Genomic DNA, 1191 nt, shown 5'->3' with positions numbered 1-1191 from the left:
CAGTATAGATAGTTTTCATAATTCGCAAAGGGGAAACCCCCTTGACCCCCAAAAGACAAAAGGAATAACAATGTCAAAATTTATTATGATTAAACAAAGAGTTATTAATACTCAGTTTATTAAAGAAATTAACTTCATAGAGCATGATGAAAGTTGGTCTATAAAGTTTATCCTTGTAGGCGAACATGACCCAGTAGAATATCAGGGTTTTAACGATAAAAAATCGTATGAAAACTCTAAAAGAAGATTAATGCAAGAATTAGATATTGTGATTGTTTAAATAAAAAATGGCAATCTATCACCTATCGACTAAGCCAGTATCACGCAGTAGCGGAAGAACCGCCACTGCGTCTATTGCTTATCGTGCCGGTATTGCTATCAAAGATGAACGCACAGGCAAAGAACACGACTACACAAAACGAAAGGGTGTAGCACACACCCGACTTCATACACCAAACGATTTAAAGATTGAGCGTAATGAGCTTTGGAACTTAGCAGAAACCACCGAAACGAGAAAGAACAGCAGAACCGCAAGGGAGATAGTTGTTAATCTACCCCATGAATTATCAGGGCGTTTGCGGATGATGCTTGTTAATGACTTTGCTAAGGACTTAGCCAATCAATACGGTGTTGCCGTTGATGTGGCAATACATACGCCTGATGCACAGGGCGACAACCGCAACCATCACGCCCATATTATGTTGACCACACGCAAGCTGGAACGCTTGGAGAGTGGCAGAGTCGCTTTAACCAGCAAATCACAGCTAGAAATGAGCAATACCCAGCTTAAAGAGCGTGGTTTACCAAGTGCTAGGGAAGAATTAAAGGCAATCCGTGAGCAGTGGGCTAATATCACCAATAAGCACCTCAAAGAAGCCAAGATTGATGCCCGAATTGACCACAGAAGCCATAAAGACAGAGGGTTAGAGCAACTACCCACCAAAAAACTAGGTTGGGAAGCGTCAGCCCTAGAGCGCAAAGGCATTAAGACCTCGACAGGCGACTATAACCGCAAGGTTGAAGAATATAACCATGCAATGCAGCAGCTAGCGATTATTGAAAAGAGCCTGAACGCCGTCACAGAGCAGAGAGTGCAGAGTAATGACAGACTTAGAGAAGCAATTGAAAGAGCAGTTAAACTCATTGAGAGCGCAACATACAACACAGCTTGGGCAGATAAAAGAGCTAGAC

2 protein-coding genes are annotated in these 1191 nt (G+C 42.3%); both read left to right on the top strand.

Features of this window, described 5'->3' with window-relative positions; all coding sequences use genetic code 11:
• On the top strand, positions 1 to 280 hold a 280-nt coding region (locus JMX82_RS14125), incomplete at its 5' end, for a hypothetical protein (RefSeq protein ID WP_227676823.1).
• A 7-nt stretch (positions 281 to 287) separates the two neighbouring features.
• Positions 288 to 1191, top strand: a 904-nt coding sequence (gene mobQ, locus JMX82_RS14120) for a MobQ family relaxase (protein ID WP_201541000.1), incomplete at its 3' end; no start/stop codon positions are given.

The organism is Psychrobacter sp. 1044 (genome assembly GCF_904846525.1).
Taxonomy (GTDB): domain Bacteria; phylum Pseudomonadota; class Gammaproteobacteria; order Pseudomonadales; family Moraxellaceae; genus Psychrobacter.
Note: the sequence above shows the minus strand (reverse complement) of the source record. Positions and strands in the feature narration are given on the sequence as shown.